Origin of the sequence: Streptomyces sp. RK9 (assembly GCF_045070545.1) — a bacterium.
Lineage (GTDB): Bacteria > Actinomycetota > Actinomycetes > Streptomycetales > Streptomycetaceae > Streptomyces > Streptomyces alboflavus.
In genome coordinates this window covers 2,474,173-2,492,977 of sequence record NZ_CP173704.1, presented here as the reverse complement: position 1 = coordinate 2,492,977, position 18,805 = coordinate 2,474,173, and the positions used below count along the sequence as shown (strand labels likewise).

Annotated in this window: 9 protein-coding genes and 1 pseudogene; 3 read left to right on the top strand and 7 right to left on the bottom strand. The window is 72.9% G+C overall.

Annotation, left to right across the window (positions count from 1 at the left end):
- Positions 1–10: 10 nt before the first annotated feature.
- From AB6L24_RS31315 to AB6L24_RS31300, 4 genes and pseudogenes are all read right to left on the bottom strand, one after another.
- On the bottom strand, positions 11–3,721 hold the full coding sequence (locus AB6L24_RS31315; protein ID WP_405660862.1) for a UvrD-helicase domain-containing protein: 3,711 nt from the start codon (positions 3,719–3,721) through the stop codon (positions 11–13).
- A 99-nt stretch (positions 3,722–3,820) separates the two neighbouring features.
- Positions 3,821–4,516 (bottom strand): hypothetical protein, encoded by a 696-nt coding sequence (locus tag AB6L24_RS31310; protein WP_405660858.1) that lies wholly within the window; start codon positions 4,514–4,516, stop codon positions 3,821–3,823.
- A 114-nt stretch (positions 4,517–4,630) separates the two neighbouring features.
- Positions 4,631–8,188 carry a UvrD-helicase domain-containing protein gene (locus tag AB6L24_RS31305; RefSeq protein WP_405660856.1) on the bottom strand — a complete coding sequence of 1,186 codons (3,558 nt, stop codon included), beginning with the start codon at positions 8,186–8,188 and terminating at the stop codon, positions 4,631–4,633.
- Between the two features lie 274 nt (positions 8,189–8,462).
- Positions 8,463–8,840, bottom strand: a pseudogene (locus tag AB6L24_RS31300) (MGMT family protein); the annotation flags it as partial.
- Positions 8,841–9,013: 173 nt separating this feature from the next.
- Here AB6L24_RS31300 and AB6L24_RS31295 point away from each other — a divergent pair.
- The 3 genes from AB6L24_RS31295 to AB6L24_RS31285 all read left to right on the top strand — a co-directional run bounded on the left by AB6L24_RS31295 (position 9,014) and on the right by AB6L24_RS31285 (position 15,356).
- Entirely contained in the window at positions 9,014–12,043 is a 3,030-nt protein-coding gene (locus AB6L24_RS31295; protein ID WP_405660854.1) for a YbhN family protein, read from the top strand.
- A gap of 120 nt (positions 12,044–12,163) precedes the next feature.
- Positions 12,164–13,714, top strand: coding sequence for an alpha/beta hydrolase (locus tag AB6L24_RS31290; protein WP_405660852.1), 1,551 nt, complete (start codon positions 12,164–12,166; stop codon positions 13,712–13,714).
- 70 nt (positions 13,715–13,784) lie between these two features.
- The gene (locus tag AB6L24_RS31285) at positions 13,785–15,356 is read left to right on the top strand and encodes an alpha/beta hydrolase (RefSeq protein WP_405660849.1); all 1,572 of its coding nucleotides are present in this window, start codon (positions 13,785–13,787) and stop codon (positions 15,354–15,356) included.
- Between the two features lie 97 nt (positions 15,357–15,453).
- On the opposite strand, the gene moeZ is transcribed toward AB6L24_RS31285, so the two are convergent.
- The 3 genes from moeZ to AB6L24_RS31270 all read right to left on the bottom strand — a co-directional run bounded on the left by moeZ (position 15,454) and on the right by AB6L24_RS31270 (position 18,434).
- Positions 15,454–16,632 carry an adenylyltransferase/sulfurtransferase MoeZ gene (gene moeZ, locus AB6L24_RS31280; protein ID WP_087885769.1) on the bottom strand — a complete coding sequence of 393 codons (1,179 nt, stop codon included), beginning with the start codon at positions 16,630–16,632 and terminating at the stop codon, positions 15,454–15,456.
- Between the two features lie 99 nt (positions 16,633–16,731).
- Positions 16,732–17,493, bottom strand: a complete 762-nt coding sequence (locus AB6L24_RS31275) for a spherulation-specific family 4 protein (RefSeq protein WP_405660846.1) — start codon at positions 17,491–17,493, stop codon at positions 16,732–16,734.
- On the bottom strand, positions 17,481–18,434 hold the full coding sequence (locus AB6L24_RS31270) for an NAD-dependent epimerase/dehydratase family protein (RefSeq protein ID WP_380857565.1): 954 nt from the start codon (positions 18,432–18,434) through the stop codon (positions 17,481–17,483). Before AB6L24_RS31270 ends, AB6L24_RS31275 begins: the two co-directional genes overlap by 13 nt.
- Positions 18,435–18,805: the final 371 nt, after the last annotated feature.

The window sequence follows — 18,805 nt, the reverse complement described above, 5'->3', positions numbered from 1 at the left end:
GGTCACGAGCCTATCGGCCCGCGGGAGTGCTCCGGTCGGGCGGCCGGTCACCCCGCTGTCCGGCGGCCGCTGCGGCCTCGCCGAGCAGCATCCGCTCCAGCTCGGCCCGGCCCGGCAGGTTCGCCGGGCGGACGGTCTCGCCGCTGCGCACGTAGAGGAACGCGGCCCCCACGGACTCGGGCGGCAGGTCGTGCTGCTCGGCCCACGCGAGGCGGTAGACGGCGAGCTGGAGGGGGTCGGCGTCCTGGGTGTGACCGGTCTTCCAGTCGAGGATCTCGTACGTGGTGTCGTCGCCGTCGCCGTGCTTGTAGACGGCGTCCATGCGGCCGCGGATGACGCGGCCCGCGAGGGCGATCTGGAAGGGGTACTCGACGCGGTGGGGGGTGCGACGGGCGTACTCGGTGCGCTCGAAGGCCTCCTTGAGCGCCTCCAGGTCGCGTTCGTCCGCGATCTCCGCCTCGCCGGGGCCGCCGCCCGGCAGCTCGTCCGGGCCGAGCATGGGCAGCCGCAGCTCCTCGAAGCGTGCCTGCACCCAGGCGTGGAAGCGGGTGCCGCGGCGGGCCGCGGGCTGCGGCGGCCGGGGCATGGGCCGCGCGAGCTCCTGCGCGAGGGCGTCCGGGTCACCGGCGAGGCGAAGGAGCTGGGAGGCGGTGAGCGTGGTCGGCAGGAGGACGTCGCGGACGCTCTCGCGGGCCCGAAGCAGCTCGCCGGTCAGGGCGTCCAGGTCGCGGTCCCAGGAGGCGAGGGTGCGGGATTCCTCCGGGGTGAGGCGCGGGGGCGCCTGGGGGGTGCGGGCGTGCGGGATGGCGTCCGTGGTGGGGGCCGTCTCGTCGGAGGTGGTGTGCCTCGGGTGGGGCGGGGTCGGGGGCTCCGTGGACGCGGGGCGCTGCGCGGACGCCGACCGCCCCGGGGATGTCGGGTGCCCCGGAGACGTCGGGTGCCCCGGGGACGTCGGGCGCTCCGTGGACCAGGAGTGCCACTCCGAGGGGTCCTCGGTGCCCGTTCCGTGGGTGGCGTCGTCCCCGAAAACGTCGCCTTCGTAGACGTCGGCATCGCCTTCGTAGACGTCGGCACGGCCTTCGTAGGCGTCGATCTCGTCGTCGTCCGGCGGGGGCGGCCAGTCCGGGTCCGTCGCGTACTCCGGGGGCTCGGCGGCGTACGCGGAGACGGGGTCGCCCGCGGCGGGGTGGGGATCCTCGTGGGAGCGGGCGTTGTCGGCCGTGAGGCGGTCCAGGTGGGCGAGGACGGTGTCCGCGGCGGCGCGGCGGCGGGTCAGGGAGTCGGCGTCGAGGGGCAGCGGCCAGGCGTGGTCGGCGGTCTTCTCGTGCAGCGCCGGGTTCTCCTCGTCCTCGGCCGGCGCGTCCGCCCAGGCCTCGATCTCGCCGTGCCCCGCGGCGCAGTGGTCGTACAGGGCGGTGAGGAAGTCGGACGGGCCGCGGGGCTTCTTCTGGGTGGGGCCCCACCAGTGGCCCGAGCCGAGCAGGAGGCTGCGGGGGCGGGTGAACGTCACGTACCCGAGGCGCAGTTCCTCGGTGTGCTGGTGGTCCTTCATCTCGGCGTGGAAGGCCTTCATGCCCTTGGCGTCCCACGCGCCGACGTCGGGGAGCGTGTCGGCGTCCCCGCGCAGGGCGTGCGGGACGACCTTGGCCTGGGCCGTCCACTTCTCGCGGCCCTGCGTGCTCGGGAACGTGCCGGTGACCAGGCCGGGCACGGCGACGACGTCCCACTCCAGGCCCTTGGACTTGTGGGCGGTGAGGACCTTGACGGTGTTCTCGCCGCCGGGCAGGGCGTTGTCGAGGCCCTTCTCGTACTGGGCGGCGGTGCGCAGGAAGCCGAGGAAGGCGAGCAGGGAGGCCGAGGGGTCGTTGGCGGCGAAGGACGCGGCGATGTCCAGGAAGTTCGACAGGGTCTCGCGGCGGCGGGCAGCCAGGGCGTGCGGGGACGCGGAGAGCTCGACCTCCAGGCCGGTGACGGCGAGCACGCGGTGCAGGACGTCGAGGAGCGGGTCGGCCAGGGAGCGGCGCAGGTCGCGCAGTTCGGTGGCGAGGCGCGCGAACCGCACCCGGGCCTCGGCGGAGAACGGCAGCCCGTCGTCCCCGGAGCCGTCGCCGGGGGTCTCCAGGAACGTGTCGAGGGCGTCCGCGAGCGATATCACCTCGGACGGGTCGACGCCCTCGACGGCCTCGGCGAGCCGCCGGTCGGCGTCCTCGGGTCCTTCGGGCGCGCTGTGCCGCACGAGGAGGCGGGCGCGGCGGCCCAGGAGGGCGAGGTCGCGCGGGCCGATCCGCCAGCGGGGGCCGGTCAGGAGCCGCACCAGGGAGGCGTTGGCGCCCGGGTCCTGGAGGACTTCGCAGACGGCGACGAGGTCGGCGACCTCGGGCAGGTGCAGCAGGCCGGACAGGCCGACGACCTCGACGGGGATGTCGCGGGCGACGAGGGCGGCCTGGATCTCGGCGAAGTCGCCGGCCGTGCGGCACAGGACGGCGATCTCACCGGGGGCCTTGCCGGTGGCCACGAGGTGGGCGAGGGAGTCGGCGATCCAGTCGATCTCCTCGCTGTGCGTGCGCAGCAGGGCGCAGCGCACGCTGCCGTCGCGCTCGGCGCCCGGGGCGGGCCGCAGGGCCTCCACGCCCGCGTGCAGGGCGCGCAGCGGCGCGGCCAGGCCGTTGGCGAGGTCGAGGAGGCGGCCGCCGCTGCGGCGGTTCTCGCTGAGGGCGTGGCGCGTGGCGGGGCGGCCGTCGGCGTGCGCGAAGTGGTCGGGGAAGTCGTCGAGGTTGGCCACGGAGGCGCCGCGCCAGCCGTAGATTGCCTGGCAGGGGTCGCCGACCGCCGTCACGGGGTGGCCGGTGCCGCCGCCGAACAGGCCCGCGAGGAGGACGCGCTGGGCCACCGACGTGTCCTGGTACTCGTCGAGGAGGACGACGCGGAACTCCTCGCGCAGGATCTCGCCGACCTCCGGGCGGGTGCGGGCGAGGGTCGCGGAGTGGGCGATCTGGTCGCCGAAGTCGAGGAGGTCGCGGGCGCGCTTCGCCGTGCGGTACCGGTCGACGAGCTCGGCGAGCTGGAGGCGGGCGGTGGCCGTCTCGGGGACCTTGCGCAGGTCGGCGTTGGTGAGCTTGGCGCCCGCCAGGGTGCGGAGCAGGTCCACGTCGTGCGCCCGGAGGCGGTCGGGTGCCACCAGGTGCTCGGCCAGCTCGCCGTCGAGCGTGAGCAGGTCGCTGACGAGGTCGGGGAAGGAGCGGGTCAGCGCGGGATACGGTCCCGGGGCCTCGCGCAGGACGCGGGCGGCGAGCTGGAAGCGGGTGGCGTCGGCGAGGAGGCGGGCGGTGGGCTCCAGGCCGATGCGCAGGCCGTGGTCGGTGAGGAGGCGGCCCGCGAACGCGTGGTACGTGGAGATGACCGGCTCGCCCGGAGGGTTGTCCGGATCGACGGTCTCCGGGTCGGTGACGCCCGCCTTGATCAGCGCCTTGCGCACCCGCTCGGCGAGCTCGCCCGCCGCCTTGTTCGTGAACGTCAGGCCGAGCACCTGCTCCGGGGCGACCTGCCCGGTGCCGACCAGCCACACCACGCGCGCGGCCATCACCGTCGTCTTCCCCGACCCGGCTCCGGCCACGATCACCTGCGGGGCGGGCGGCGCGGTGATGCAGGCCGTCTGCTCCGGGGTGAACGGGATACCGAGGAGCTCTTTGAGCTGCTCGGGGTCGGTGAGGCGAGGAGACACGTCAGAGAGGCTAGCGGCGGCCACTGACAGTCGGGGCGGGACGGGATCGTCCGTCGCCGCCGCGCGCGTCCGTGGCCGCCGTCACAGGAGCGGGGCGGATCAGAGTCCGGCCAGCTGCTTCTGGTCGACGACCTCGCCGGGCGCCGGGGCCTTGACGTCGACGGGCTCGCCGTAGCCACTGAAGGTCGCCGTGCCCTTCTCGTCGCCGTCGTTGGTGACCTTCAGGAAGTAGGGCTTGCCCTCCATGGCGACGTAGAAGGTGGTGGTCTCGTCGCCCTTCTTCTTGACGAGGACTGCGGCCTTCTTGCCGTCGACCTCGGCGTCCTTCTCACGCTTGAGGTTCTTGAACTTCTTGCTCTCGAACATGTCGCCGAGGGCGCAGGCGCTGTCTCCCTTGGAGGGCGCCTTCACCCAACGTCCCTTGACGCGCCCGGCGATCGTGGCGCCGGCGGTCGTCTTCCAGTACTTCTCGTCGGCCTTCATGTACGAGGCATCGCCGACGGTGAGGATCTCGGAGTGGCCCTGCTTGCCCGAGTCGATCGTGGCCTTGCAGTCGCCGCCCTTGGCGACGGTGAACTCGCCGGTGGCCTGCCCGGTGCTCTCCTTGACCTGGCTCTTCATCGTGAAGGAGCCCGCGTTCTTGGAGGTCTTGGAAGCCTTCTTGGCGATCTTGTCGGCGCTCATGCCCTCGAAGGGGTCCTTGTCGCCGCCATTGTCGCCGCCGCAGCCCGTGACGCCGATGACGACGGCGGCGCAGGCGGCTGCCACTGCCAGGAGCTTCCGGTTGGCTGCCATGTGTGCTTCTCCTAGGAAAGACGTTCAGTTCAGCGAGACTTTAGATGGCCTGTGGGAGTGCTATGAGGCACGGGTGAGCGGACGTGACGTTGGCCACCGGCGGCTGCGCGCCGGTCACTCCACGACTTGCCTGCCCTCCGGGCGGGCGCTGCACGAGGCGCGGAAGGCGCAGTGCGTGCAGTGCTGGCCCGTGACGGGCGTGAAGCGCTCGTCGAGGACCTTGCCCGCCGCCGTGGCGAGGAGGTCGCCGACCCAGTCGCCGGACAGCGGCTCCTGGGCCTGGACCTTCGGCAGCGCGTCACCGCCGTCCTTCTTGGCCGCGCCCTGGCGCAGCTGGACCAGTTCCGCGCCGCCCACGTCGGGGCGTACGCCTTCGAAGACGTCGTCCGCGGCGCCCTCGCGCACGGCGAGCTGGTAGACGGCCAGTTGGGGGTGGCGCTCGACGTCGGCTGCGCTCGGGGACTGTTTGCCGGTCTTGAAGTCGACTACGTAGGCGCGGCCTTCGCCGTCGCGTTCGACGCGGTCCATGGAGCCGCGTACGCGTACTTCGTAGGGGCCCGCTTCGAGCGTCACGTCGAAGTCGTGCTCACTGGCGACCGGGGTGCGGCCCGTGTGGGCACCGCTGACGTGCCACTGGAGGAAGCGTTCGAGCGCCACACGCGCGTGCTCCTTCTCCTGGTCCGACTTCCAGGGGGCGTCGAAGACGAGGGCGTCCCAGACGGATTCGAGGCGTTCCATGAGGACGTCTAGGTCGGCGGGCGTGCGCCCGGACGCGACCTCGTCGGCGAGGACGTGCACGACGTTGCCGAAGCCCTGGGCGGCCGTCGCGGGCGCGTCGGCCTTCACCTCGCGGCCCAGGAACCACTGCAGGGCGCACGTGTTGGCGAGCTGGTCGAGCGCGCTCCCGGAGAGCGCGACGGGCTTGTCGCGGTCCCGCAGGGGCACCGCGCTCGCCGTCGGCTCGAACATCCCCCACCAGCGGTGCGGGTGCGCGGACGGCACCAGGGGGCGCTCGTCGGCGTCGGTGAGCGCCGCGAGACGGGCCAGGCGCTGGGCGGCGGCCGCGCGCAGGGCGTCCGACACGTGCGGGTCGACGGTGGTGGCCCGCAGCTCCGCGACGAGCGCGGAGACCGAGAGCGGGCGGCGTGGGCGGCCGGTCACGTCCTTCGGTTCGACGCCGAGTTCGGTGAGGAAGCGGGAGGGCTGGTCGCCGTCGTCGGCGGGCGCCTTGACAGCGGTGACGACGAGGCGCTCCCGCGCGCGCGTGGCGGCCACGTAGAACAGCCTGCGCTCTTCGGAGAGGAGCGCTCCCGGGGTCAGGGGCTCGGCGATGCCGTCGCGCCCGATGCGGTCGGCCTCGAGGAGGGAGCCGCGGCGGCGCAGGTCCGGCCAGAGGCCTTCCTGGACGCCCGCGACCACCACGAGCCGCCACTCCAGGCCCTTGGAGCGGTGTGCCGTCATCAGGCGTACGGCGTCGGGGCGCGCCGCGCGGCGCGTCAGCGTGTCCGCGGCGATGTCCTGCGCCTCGATCTCGTCGAGGAAGTTCAGGGCGCCGCGCCCGCCGGTGCGCTCCTCGGCGCGGGCCGCGGTCGCGAACAGGGCGCACACCGCGTCGAGGTCGCGGTCGGCGTTGCGCCCCGCCGCGCCGCCGCGCCGCGCGGCGCGCTCCAGGCGCCGCGGCCAGGGCGTGCCGTCCCACAGGTCCCACAGCGCCTGCTCGGCGGTGCCGCCGTCCGCCAGCCGCTTCCTGGCCCGGCTCAGGAGCTCGCCGAGCCGCTGGGCCCCCTTCGCGTACGAGGGGTCGTGCGCTGTCAGCCGCTCCGGCTCGGCGAGGGCGCGGGCGAGGAGCTCGTCGGACGGCGGCGGGACGTGGTTGCCCGCGGCCCGCTCCTCCTCGCGCAGGGCCCGCCCGAGGCGCCGCAGGTCGGCGGCGTCCATGGCCGCGAGGGGGGAGGTGAGCAGGGTGAGAGCGGTCTCGGTGTCGAGCCAGGCGGGGACGGTGGGTTCGGCTTCGCGGGGGCCGCCGGGGGACGGCTCGGTGGATTCCGGCACGGCTGCGGGGGACGGCTGCGGGGACTCGGGCGCGGCTTCGGACGACGGCTCCGAGGAGTCCGCCCCGGTCTCGGACACCCCCTCCGAGCCTTCGGCCTCTGCTTCGGACGCCCCCTCCGAGCCTTCAGCCTCTGCTTCGGACACCTCCTCCGGAGGTTCGCGCGTGACGTCGGACGCCATCTCCGTAGGCTCCGCCTCGGCTTGGGACGCCACCTCCGACTCCGCCCGAGCCACCGCCCGCAGCGCCGTGAGCAGTGCCGTCACGGCGGGCTCGTGGCGCAGGGCGATGTCGTCGCCGTCTATGTCCAGGGGGACGCCCGCCGCGGTGAGGGCGCGGCGGAGGGAGGGGATCGTGCGGGCGCCCGCACGGACGAGGACGGCCATCTCGTTCCAGGGGACGCCGTCCTCCAGGTGCGCGCGGCGCAGGATGTCCGCGATGTTGTCCAGTTCCGTGCCGGCGGTGGGGTACGTACGGACGTCGACGCGGCCGCCGTCCCGGACGGCCGTCAGCTCGCGGTGGGCGCGCACCTTCTCCGCGGGCAGCCGGGTGAGCGGCATGCGCGCGGTGACGAGACGGGTCGCCGCGAGGAGCCGTGCGCCGGAACGCCGGGACGACGTCAGGACCTCGACCGGCGCCTCGGTGCCGTCCGCGCGCGGGAAGTCGGACGGGAAGCGGAGGATGCCGTTCACATCGGCGCCCCGGAAGGCGTAGATCGACTGATCGGGGTCTCCGAAGGCGACGAGGTCGCGCCCGCCGCCCGCGAGCGCGTGCAGCAGCCGCACCTGCGAGGGATCCGTGTCCTGGTACTCGTCCACGAACACCGCGTCGTACTGGGCGGCGAGCGCCCCGGCGACCTCGGGGCGGCGGGCGAGCAGCACCGCGCGGTGGACCAGCTCCGCGTAGTCGAGCACCCCTTGGAGGTCGAGCACGTCCAGGTACTCGGCGAGGAAGGCCGCCGCCGCGCGCCAGTCCGGCCTGCCGCCGCGCCGGGCGAAGGCGTCCAGGGCGTCCGGGCCGAGGCCCAGTTCGCGGCTGCGCGCGAGCACCGCGCGGACCTCGTCGGCGAAGCCGCGCGTGGTCAGGCAGGCGCGCAGCTCGTCCGGCCAGCGCACCCGCGCCAGGCCCTCGCGCGCCAGGTCGGTCTGGCCCGCGAGGAGTTCGCGCACCGCCACGTCCTGCTCGGGTCCCGAAAGGAGTCGCAGGGGTTCCACGAAGAGGTCGGCGTCCTGGTGGGCGCGGACGAGGGCGTAGCAGAACGAGTGGAACGTGGTGGCCTGCGGGGCGTCGGCGGCGCCGATGCGCCGCGCCATGCGGTCGCGCAGCTCGACCGCCGCCCGGCGGCTGAACGTGAGCACGAGGACGCGCTCGGGATCGGTCCCCTTGGCCACCCGCGCGGCCACCGCCTCCACCAGCGTGGTGGTCTTGCCAGTGCCCGGACCTGCGAGAACGAGCAGCGGACCGCCCGCGTGGTCAACCACGGAGCGCTGCCGTGCGTCCAGCTGAGGGGGATCCGCGAGGACCGGAGGCGTACGCACAAGGCGATAGGCACCCGGAGTCCCCTGTCGTACCCGAAGGTGCGACGGGTGCCGGGCGTGCCGGGCGGATGAAAGGGAGCTCACGTGGATCGCCGGTCCTGGTGGGTCTAACGGGTCGAGGTGCGGCTGCGTGTCAGCTGCGGGGTGAGTGTGAATGCGTGCTGTCGACGCTACGCCAGCGGATGAGCGGGGCGCGTGGCTTCCCCCGTACGGACCTCGGGGCCGCCGCCCGGCCCGCGCGTGCCGGAAGCTGTCAGGTGTGAGCCTCCGGAGCCACGTCTGTCACGGCTGCCGTGCCTGTCGTGTCTGTCACGTCCGCCGCGCCTGTCGCGCCTTTCGTGACCGTCACGTCCGCCGCGGCCACCGCTCCGCCGTCCCACCGCGCCCTGCGCATGTCAAGGCGCGGCATGCTCCGCTCCGACGCCCGGCCCGGCTCCCGCAGCGGCGTGCCCTCCGCGCGGTACGCCTCCAGGGCCCGCAGTTCGTGTCCCGGCAGCAGCACGCCGTCCGAGCGCACCACGCGCCACCACGGCACCGCGCCGCCGTAGAGCGCCATCACCCGGCCGACCTGGCGCGGGCCACCCTCCTCCAGCCACTCGGCGACGTCTCCGTACGTCATCACCCGGCCCGGCGGAATGCGCTCCGCCACATCGAGCACCCGTTCCGCGTACTCGGGGTACTCGGGTACGTCGGGGTGGTCCACCAGCTCCGGTTCCGGTCGGCTCTCCTCGCTCATCCGGCCCATCCTGCCGCATGGCACCGACATGGTGACGGCTCCACGACAGAGGGTGCGGTAGGGCGTGCGACGAGGGACGAAGTGGCAAATCGTGACCGTTTCGCGCCCCCAGATTGCCCCCTGATGCCCCCCGTTGTCAGCGGGGCATGCCACCATCGTGCGGGCGGTGACTGGTGATACGAGATCAAGAAGAGGCGACGGAGCAGCAGGGCGTGCATTCCGACAAGACGGCTGGCACCTCTGCGGACACGGCGCGCCCGGACACCGATGAGCTGGTCGTGAAGCCCCAGGACGAGTCCGCCGAGCCGTCCCGCGGCGAGTCTCCGGAGCCGTCCCCGCCCGAGCCCTCCCGGCCCGAGTCATCCCACGACGAGTCCCCCGCCAAGCCCACCGAGCCCGCCCCCCACGACTGCGCCGAAGTCGACGACGACCCCCACTCCGAGCGCGTCGAGGGCGACGAACCCCTCCTCCCCGCGCGCGTGCACCGCCCCTCCGACCTCATGCGGCTGCTCGTCGGCATCCTGGCGATCGCCGCCCTGCTCCTGATCTCCGCGTTCGCGCACGGCACGACGTCGGGCCTGGAGCAGGACATCAACGCGGGCACGGGTGAGCCCCCGGACCTGCTGATGAAGCTGGCGGGGCTCACCGCGAGCATCGGGGTGCTGCTCGTCCCGGTGGCGTTCGCGATCGAGCGTCTGATCAAACGCGACGGGCTGCGCATCGCCGACGGGGTCCTCGCGGCGGTGCTCGCGCACGGCGTGACGCTGGCCACCGACCTGTGGGTGGCCAAGGCCGCCCCGGAGTCCATCCAGGACGCCCTCACCCAGCCCTCGCCGGGTGACATCAACTCGCTCACGGACCCGGTGCACGGCTATCTCGCGCCGGTCATCGCGTACATGACGGCCGTGGGCATGTCCCGCAGGCCGCGCTGGCGCGTCGTGCTGCTCGTGGTGCTGCTGCTCGAAGCCTTCACGATGCTGGTGTCGGGGAACACGACACCGTTCTCGATCATCCTGACGGTGCTCATCGGCTGGACCGTCGCCTACGGCACGCTGTACGCGGTCGGCTCGCCGAACGTGCAGCCCACAGGGCAGACCCTGCTCGCGGGCCTCCGGCACGTCGGCTTCCGGCCAGTGAGCGCGGCCCGTGAGGAGTCCGGCGACGCCTCCGACCAGGACAACCGCGGCAGACGCTACTTCGTGACGCTGGAGGAAGGCCCACCCCTCGACGTCACGGTCATCGACCGCGAACAACAGGCGCAGGGCTTCTTCTACCGGGTGTGGCGCAGGCTGACGCTGCGCGGCATCACCCAGCGCCGCAGCCTCCAGTCGCTGCGCCAGGCCCTGGAGCAGGAGGCCCTCCTCGCGTACGCGGCGATCGCGGCCGGGGCGAACGCGCCCAAGCTCATCGCCACCTCCGAGCTGGGCCCGGACGCCGTCATCCTCGTGTACGAGCACACGGGCGGCCGCTCCCTGGACTCGCTGCCGGACGCGGCCCTCACCGACGAGCTGCTGTGCGACACCTGGCGCCAGGTCAAGGCCCTCCAGTCGCGCCGGATCGCGCACCGCAGGCTCGCGGGTGACGCGATCCTGGTGGATCGTTCCGGCACGGTGATCCTGACGGATCTCCGGGGCGGCGAGATCGCGGCCGGCGACCTGGTCCTGCGCATGGACATCGCGCAGCTCCTGACGGCCTTCGGCCTGCGGGTCGGCGCGGAACGCGCCGTCGCCACGGCCGTCGAGGTCCTCGGCCCGGACGCCGTGGCGGACTGTCTGCCGCTGCTCCAGCCGATCGCGCTGACCCGCTCCACACGCGGGACGCTGCGCAAGCGGGCCCGCGAGCGCGCCCAGCGGGAGCGGGACGCCGTCCTGGAGGCCTCACGCAAGGCGAAGGCGGCCCGCACGGAGGCCGAGAGCGCGGAAGCCGAGAGCGCGGCGACGACGACCGAAGACACCGGGACCGCTGGGACCACCGAAGCCACCGGCGCCACCGAGTCCGCCCTCGCCCCCGACCCCGCCACCACCCGCCCCGACGACCCCGTCACCGTCCGCAAGACGGACCCGATCGCCGCCCGCACCGCCGACCCGGGAGCCGCCCGCAAGACCGAGACGGTCGCCGCCCGCAAGTCCCTGCGCGCCGAGAAGCAGGCTGAGAAGCAGGCCATAGACGAGGCCCTGGAGCAGGCCCGCGAGGAGGACCTGCTCACCCAGATCCGCCACCAGGTGCTGCTGATCCGGCCGACGGCCCCCGTGGAACCGGCGCAGCTGGAGCGGATCAGGCCGCGCACGCTGATCAGCTTCATCGCCGGCGCCTTCGGCGCGTACTTCCTGCTGTCCCAGCTCACGCACATCGACTTCGGCACCATCTTCGGAGAGGCCGAGTGGGGCTGGGTGGCCGCCGCCGTGGCGTTCTCGGCGCTCAGCTACTTCGCCGCGGCGATGAGCCTGCTCGGCTTCGTGCCGGAGCGGGTGCCGTTCCTGCGGGCCGTGTCCGCGCAGGTCGCCGGGTCCTTCGTGAAGATCGTGGCGCCCGCGGCGGTGGGCGGCGTGGCGCTGAACACCCGCTTCCTCCAGCGCTCGGGAGTGCGCTCGGGGCTCGCGGTGGCGAGCGTCGGCGCCTCGCAGCTCTTCGGCCTCGGCTCGCACATCCTGCTGCTGCTGATCTTCGGGTACGTCACCGGCACGCAGAAGACGCCGACGCTGACCCCGTCCCGTACGGTCATCGCGGGCCTCCTGACGGTCGCGGTGCTCGTCCTCGTGGTGACCGCCATCCCGTTCCTGCGGAAGTTCGTCGTCACGCGCGTGCGGTCGCTGTTCGCGGGTGTCGTGCCGCGCATGCTCGACGTCCTGCAGCGGCCGCAGAAGCTGCTCACCGGCATCGGCGGCATGCTGCTCCTGACGTTCCTCTTCGTGCTCTGTCTGGATGCCTCGGTGCGGGCCTTCGCCAGCGAGGAGATGGGCACCCTGAGCCTGGCCAGCGTCGCGGTGGTCTTCCTCGCGGGCAACGCGCTCGGCTCGGCGGCGCCCACCCCGGGCGGCGTCGGCGCCGTCGAGGCGACCCTGACGTTCGGCCTCATCGCGGTGGGCGTGCCGAAGGACGTGGCGGCGCCCGCCGTGCTCCTGTACCGACTGCTCACGCTGTGGCTGCCGGTGCTCCCCGGGTGGCTGTTCTTCAACCATCTCACCCGTAAGGGCCTGTTGTAGGCACAGGTCTCCGTAGCGGGCCCTGTAGGCACAGGTCTCCGTAGCGGGCCGCACACCGGGAGGTCACCCGCACGGCCCGTGTCCCGAGCGGCAGGGCCGCCGCCCCCGCAGGATGGAGCCATGCCCAAGCTCCCGCCGCGCGCCAAGGCCATGGCCGCCACCGCCGTCCTGCTGACCGCCGCGCTCGCCGCGTGCGGCGACTCCGACTCCGGTTCCTCGGACACGGCCCTGCCGGACCAGAAGCTCAGCTGGAAGGACTGCCCGGCCCCGTCCGCGGCGGAGGGCGGCGGGGACGCGCCCTCGCCGCTGCCCGGCGGCGCCGAGTGGCAGTGCTCGACCATGAAGGCGCCGCTCGACTGGGACGAGCCCAAGGGCGACACCGTCGACCTCGCGCTGATCCGGGCGAAGGCGAGCGGCGACGAGGACCGGCGCATCGGCTCGCTGATCTTCAACTTCGGCGGCCCCGGCGGCTCGGGCGTCACCACGCTGCCCGCGTTCGGCACGGACTACGCGAAGCTGCGCACCCGCTACGACCTGGTGAGCTTCGACCCGCGCGGCGTCGGCCGCAGCGCGGGCGTGAAGTGCGAGGACGACGAGCAGCTCGACGCGTACTACCAGCAGGACGCGACCCCCGACGACGCCGCCGAGCGCGACAAGCTCATGGACAACGTCAAGAGCTTCAACGGGGCGTGCGAGAAGAACTCCAAGAAGGTCCTCCCCCATGTGCGCACCACCGACGCGGCCCGCGACATGGACCTGATGCGCCAGGTGCTCGGCGACGACAAGCTGCACTACTTCGGCATCTCCTACGGCACCGAACTCGGCGGCGTGTACGCCCACTTGTTCCCCAAGAACGTGGGCCGCGCGGTGTTCGACGCGGTGGTCGACCCCACGGAGACACCGGAGCAGGGCTCGCTCGGGCAGGCCAAGGGCTTCCAGCGGGCGCTGGACAACTTCGCCGAGGACTGCGCGTCGCAGGCCGACGACTGCCCCGTCGGGGACGACGAGCAGGACGTCAAGGACCGCATCGCCAAGCTCCTCAAGGACCTCGACAAGAAGCCGCTGCCCGCCCTGCCGCCGCGCGAGCTGACCCAGACCGCGGCGACGAACGGCATCGCGCAGGCCCTGTATTCCAAGGACTTCTGGCCCTACCTCACCCAGGGCCTGGAGGACGCCTACGACGGCGACGGCAAGATCCTGATGGTCCTGTCCGACTCGATGAACGGGCGCAGCGAGAACGGCGAGTACAGCAACCTCCAGGCCGCGAACGTCGCCATCAACTGCGCCGACGACAAGCCGCGCTACACCCCCGAGGACGTCGAGAAGAAGCTGCCCGAGTTCCGCGAGGCCTCGCCCCTGTTCGGCGACTACCTGGCCTGGGGCATGGTCAACTGCTCCGACTGGGCCGTCGACGGCGCGGCCGACCACCCGGACGTGAGCGCGTCGGGCGCGGCCCCCGTCCTCGTCATCGGCAACACCGGCGACCCGGCCACGCCGTACGAGGGCGCGCGCAAGATGGTCGACGCGCTCGGCGAGGGCGTCGGCGTCGAGCTGACGTACAAGGGCGAGGGCCACGGAGCGTACGACAGCAAGAACAAGTGCGTGCGGGGCGCCGTGGACGGCTATCTCCTGAACGGCACGGTGCCGAAGGCGGGCACGGTCTGCTCCTGACCGCCCGCCGGAGCCCTTGTCAGTGGCCGTGCCTACTATGGCCTGACTGCCTTCCGAGGGGGGAAGCGTCATGCCGCGTTTCGTACGGTCAGCAGCTCTGGCCGCCGCAGGTGTTCTGGTGGCCGGGCTCGCCGTGGGATGCGGTGGCTCGTCCGACGACGAGGACAGGTCCGACGGGAAGCGGCCGGGGCCCACGGGCGCCGACCCGGCGCCGCGCCCCGACCCCTCCTCCACGCTGCCCGCGGCCGTCACGACGCAGAAGCTCGACTGGGGCGGCTGCAAGGCCTCGGGCGGCGAGCAGGCGCCGGGCGACGAGTGGCAGTGCGCCACCCTCAAGGTTCCGCTCGACTACGAGAAGCCGGACGGCGAGACCATCGGCGTCGCGCTGATCCGCGCCAAGTCCACCGGCGAGGGCGACCGCATCGGCTCGCTCCTGTTCAACTTCGGCGGCCCGGGCGGCTCCGGCGTCTCCATGCTGCCGTCCTTCGCCGATGGCTACAGCAAGCTCCGCGAGCGGTACGACCTGGTGAGCTTCGACCCCCGCGGAGTGGGCGCCAGCGAGGGCGTGCGCTGCCGCAGCGACAAGGACACGCAGGCCGCGGAGCGGACCGACCTCACGCCGGACACCCCGGCCGAGGAGAAGGCGTACTTCAAGGACGCCGCGGACTTCGGCGCGGGCTGCGCGCGCTCCGCGAAGAAGCTGCTCCCGCACGTCTCCACGGCCGAGGCCGCCCGCGACATGGACGTGATGCGCCAGGTCCTCGGCGACGCCAAGCTGCACTACTTCGGCATCTCGTACGGCACCGAACTCGGCGGTACGTACGCCCACTTGTTCCCCAAGAAGGTCGGCCGCCTCACGCTCGACGCGGTGGTGGACCCGACGGCGGGCGGGGTCGGCCACGCCGAGAACCAGGCGCGCGGCTTCCAGCGCGCCCTCGACAACTACCTGAAGGCCAACGGCCAGGACCCGAAGGCCGGCACGAAGAAGATCGTCGACCTGCTGCGCCGCATCGACGCGAAGCCGCTGCGCACGGACACCCCCGGGCGGAAGCTCAGCGAGTCCCTGGCGACGACCGGCATCACGGTCACGCTGTACAGCAAGCAGACCTGGCCCGCGCTGACCAACGCCCTGGAGGAGGCGGAGAAGGGCAACGGCACGGCGCTGCTTCAGCTGGCCGACGCGTACAACGAACGGGACGCGTCCGGGCGTTACAGCACACAGGCCCATTCGCAGCGCGCGATCTCCTGCCGGGACGGCAAGGAGCGGCCGACGCCGGAGCAGGCGAAGGCGAACCTCGACCGGTTCCGTGAGATATCCCCGCTGTTCGGCACGTTCATGGGCTGGGACACGGCGGGCTGGTGCCACGAGTGGCCGGTGGCCGGGCTGCACGACAGCCCCGAGGTGAGCGCGCCCGGCGCCGACCCCGTCCTGGTCGTCGGCAACACCGGCGACCCGGCGACGCCGTACGAGGGCGCGCGGAAAATGGCGGACGAGCTGGGCAAGGGCGTGGGCGTGCACCTGACGTGGAAGGGCGAGGGCCACGGGGCGTACGGCAACGGCAGCGACTGCGTGGACGGCACGATCAACGACTATCTGCTCGACGGCAAGGTCCCGGACGACAACAAGGTGTGCGAGTCCTAGGGTCCCCGGCCGACCCGGCCCCGGGCTGCCGGGGCCGGGCAGCCGAAGGCCCCGCCCACCGGAGGGTGAGCGGGGCCGGGAGAACGGCTCGGACCGGCTAGTACACCGGCTTCTCGGGCTCGATCTGGTTGACCCAGCCGATCACGCCGCCGCCGACGTGCACCGCGTCCGCGAAGCCCGCGGACTTCAGCACGGCGAGGACTTCCGCACTGCGGACACCTGTCTTGCAATGCAGGACGATCTTCTTGTCCTGGGGCAGCGTCTCCAGGGCGGTGCCCATGAGGAACTCGTTCTTCGGGATCAGCTTGGCGCCCGGGATGGAGACGATCTCGTACTCGTTCGGCTCGCGGACGTCGATGATCTCGATCTTCTCGTCGGCGTCGATCCACTCCTTGAGCTGCTTGGGAGTGATCGTCGATCCCGCCGCCGCCTCCTGGGCCTCCTCGGAGACGACGCCGCAGAAGGCCTCGTAGTCGATGAGCTCGGTGACGGTGGGGTTCTCGCCGCAGACCGCGCAGTTCGGGTCCTTGCGGACCTTGACCTGGCGGTACTGCATCTCCAGGGCGTCGTAGATCATCAGGCGGCCCACGAGCGGCTCGCCGATGCCCGCGAGGAGCTTGATGGCCTCGTTGACCTGGATGGAGCCGATGGAGGCGCAGAGCACGCCGAGCACGCCGCCCTCGGCGCAGGACGGGACCATGCCGGGGGGCGGGGGCTCCGGGTAGAGGCAGCGGTAGCAGGGGCCGTGCTCGGACCAGAAGACCGAGGCCTGGCCGTCGAAGCGGTAGATCGAGCCCCAGACGTAGGGCTTGTTGAGCAGCACGCACGCGTCGTTGACCAGGTAACGCGTGGCGAAGTTGTCCGTGCCGTCGACGATCAGGTCGTACTGGCTGAAGATGTCCATCACGTTCTCGGCCTCGAGCCGCTCTTCGTGGAGGATCACGTTCACGTACGGGTTGATGCCGAGGACGGAGTCCTTCGCGGACTCGGCCTTGGAGCGGCCGATGTCGGCCTGGCTGTGGATGATCTGACGCTGCAGGTTCGACTCGTCGACCTCGTCGAACTCCACGATGCCGAGGGTGCCGACGCCCGCCGCCGCGAGGTACATCAGCGCCGGTGACCCGAGGCCGCCGGCGCCCACACAGAGCACCTTGGCGTTCTTCAGCCGCTTCTGCCCGTCCATCCCGACGTCGGGGATGATCAGGTGGCGGGAGTACCTGCGGACCTCGTCGACGGTGAGCTCAGATGCTGGCTCGACCAGGGGTGGCAGCGACACGGGGACTCCGTTGGTCGGAAGTGCGATCGGGGTCCCCCGGCCCCGCCGCGGCCGGGCTGGGGGACATCAGTTCTCCTGGTAACACTGCCATGGCCATCTTCATTCCGAGACACCTGGTCCGACCCGCGAGACGATCTCGTCCCAGTAACCGGGCAGCGACTCCCAGGGGTCTCCGGCCGGGCCGGTGTCGGTGCGGTCGGTGAAGTAGATCGTCGAGGCGCCCTGCCAGCGGGCGACGCGCAGGGCCTCGTCGAGGTGGCCGCCCGGCATGCCGTGGACGAGGTGGCAGAAGCGTTCGGGCGGGTGGTCGGCGGTCCACTCCGCGGCCTGGGACCAGCGGTAGTCGCTCCAGGGCCCGGCGAAGGTCACCAACTGGTCGGCGGCGTCGGCGTATCCGGGGTACGGGTGGGTGCCGTGGCCGAAGACGATGTGGCCGTCGTCGGACCCGTCCCGGAGCAGGGCGCGCAGGGTGGTGACCGTGCGCGCGACCTCGGGGAGCGCGGTGCGTTCGGTGGGGCAGCGGCCGAGGAAGAAGCCGTCGACGAGGTACCAGTCGAGGTAGCGGTGGGCGTCGGAGACCAGCTCGCCGAAGCCGCGTGCACCGTAGGTCACATCGAGCCGGCCGAGGACGCGGACTCCGGCGTTCCGCAGCCGTCCCGCGGCGTCCAGGCAGTGCGGGTCGGGCCGGTCGCCCGGACCATTGTCGATATTCAGGACAACCCAGTGCAAAGGGGTGTCGGGTCGGGTGAGTTCGGCCCATTCGGTGGGCGCGAGCAGGGGGTGGGCGAAGCCGGGGACGCCGAATCCGACGGCTACGTCGGTCTGGGCGACGCCGGTGGCCGTGCTGCTCAGATGCGGCATGCCGCCTCCATCCAGATGTCGGCCAGGGACTCTTCGAGGTTGATGCGGGGCCGCCAGCCGAGCCGGTCGCGCGCGGTGCGCACGTCGGCCTGCTGCCAGCTGCCGCAGCCGTCGGGGTAGGGGTACGCGGTCGGGCCCGCGTGGTCGGGATCGGCGCGGGGGTGGCCGATGACGGGCCGGACGGAGGGCTGGTCGAGTTCGTGCAGGGCGCCGCCGTATCCGGCGACGCGGGCGAGGACGGCGGCCGCGTCCCGCAGCCGCACGGCCCGCCCGGAGCCGATGTTGACGATGCCCTGGGCGGCGGAGAGGGAGGCGGCGTGCACGGCGCGGGCGATGTCGCGTACGTCGATGAAGTCCCGTTGGACGCCGAGTCCGCCGAGTTTGAGCTCGCCGTCGCCGGACTGCATGGCGCGCCGCATGGCCTCGGCGAGGCGGCCGAGCGGTGAGCCCGCGGGGGTGCCGGGTCCTGCGGGTGAGAACACGCGCAGGACGACGGCGTCGAGGCCGGAGCCGAGGACGAGTTCGGTGGCGGCGAGCTTGCTGACGCCGTACGGCCCGCCGGGGCGTGGCACGGCGTCCTCGGCCGTGGACGATCCCGGCTGGCTGGGGCCGTATTCGGCGCCGCAGCCGAGCTGCACCAGGCGGGCGCCGCAGCCGCTGCGGCGCAGGGCCTCGCAGACGGTGGCGACGGCGACGGTGTTGTGCCGGGTGAGTTCGCGGGCGCCGCCGCGGGTCGCGCCGGCGCAGTTGATGACGACGCCCGGGTGCACGGCGTCCAGGAAGCGGGTGAGCGCGCCGGGGCTGCCGCTGGCGAGGTCGAACCGTACGTCCGAGTCGTCGCCCCGGCCGAGCGCGGTGAGCTGTACGGCGGGGTCGGCGAGCAGCCGGTCGGCGACGAAACGGCCGAGGTATCCGTTGGCTCCGATCAGCAGCACCCTCATCGGACGGCTCCCGGGACGGACGCTCGGAAGGTGGGGGTGGTCATCTGGGTTTCTCCTTCGGGGTGTTGCCGAGTGCGGGGAGGTTCGTGGTCTCGCGGTACGGGCGGGCTTCGGGGACCGGGTGCGCCGATCGGGCGGGGTGGGCCGGGGCTGCGGGGGCCGGGTGGGTCGATCGGGCGGGGTGGGCCGGGGCTGCGGGGGCCGGGTGGGTCGAGCCGGTCGAGTCGGCCGAGTCGGTCGACCGGGCGGGGCGGGTCGAGTCGGCCGACCGGGCTGATCTGGTCGAGCTGATCGACCGCGCCGCGTTGGCTTGAGGGCCGGGGCGGGGGCGGTGGGGCTGGTGGCCTTGGTGTGGCCACGGGGTCCGGTGG

What these genes read in the sequence shown, in the direction of transcription:
- AB6L24_RS31310 (WP_405660858.1), bottom strand. Translation starts at nt 4,516, where the DNA reads ATGGCAGCCAACCGGAAGCTCCTGGCAGTGGCAGCCGCCTGCGCCGCC.
- AB6L24_RS31290 (WP_405660852.1), top strand. Translation starts at nt 12,164, where the DNA reads ATGCCCAAGCTCCCGCCGCGCGCCAAGGCCATGGCCGCCACCGCCGTC.
- AB6L24_RS31285 (WP_405660849.1), top strand. Translation starts at nt 13,785, where the DNA reads ATGCCGCGTTTCGTACGGTCAGCAGCTCTGGCCGCCGCAGGTGTTCTG.
- AB6L24_RS31275 (WP_405660846.1), bottom strand. Translation starts at nt 17,493, where the DNA reads ATGCCGCATCTGAGCAGCACGGCCACCGGCGTCGCCCAGACCGACGTA.
- AB6L24_RS31270 (WP_380857565.1), bottom strand. Translation starts at nt 18,434, where the DNA reads ATGAGGGTGCTGCTGATCGGAGCCAACGGATACCTCGGCCGTTTCGTC.